This is a genomic window from Flavonifractor sp. An306, from assembly GCF_002159455.1.
In the GTDB taxonomy this organism is placed as follows: domain Bacteria; phylum Bacillota; class Clostridia; order Oscillospirales; family Oscillospiraceae; genus Flavonifractor.
Genome location: NZ_NFIQ01000279.1, coordinates 1 through 505, shown reverse-complemented (window position 1 = coordinate 505; position 505 = coordinate 1). Strand labels below are relative to the sequence as shown.

Genomic DNA, 505 nt, shown 5'->3' with positions numbered 1-505 from the left:
TAGCGCATCTTGAACTTTATCTACGTGAATTTCATCCATCTGGACGACCGGCCCCACTGTTTTATAGCATGAGGGAAGGGATACCCCACAGACTTTCTACCGATAGCATCAGTCTCGTGGTTGGAACTGCGGCTGCCATGGCCCGAGAGACATGCGGTGCCGTTCCAGAGAATGTCCACTGCCACCTGTTTAGAAAAACAAAAGCTATGGATTTGTATAAAAACGGCGTGCCTTTACCGTTTATTATGCAGTTGCTCGGGCATGAAAGTATGTCTACTACATCTGGCTTCTATGCCTTTGCTACATTGGAGATGATGAGTGAGGCCATCAATAAGTCAGCCCCAAACATCGGAGGCACCGAGAAACTCTGGAAAAGTAAAGATGCAAAGCAATTCCTCTATACGCTGGATTGAAAAATACTATACCGAAAAATTTTGTGTAGAATATGTTATTTGCAGGATTCTGAGATTTTTTCGGTATAGCAACTTATTCGGTATAATCTCCG

1 protein-coding gene is annotated in these 505 nt (G+C 44.0%); it reads left to right on the top strand.

Annotated features, from left to right (window positions below; translation table 11 throughout):
- Positions 1–413 (top strand): tyrosine-type recombinase/integrase (locus tag B5F88_RS20115; protein ID WP_162612275.1); only part of this gene is annotated, 413 nt, incomplete at its 5' end.
- Positions 414–505 lie beyond the last annotated feature (92 nt).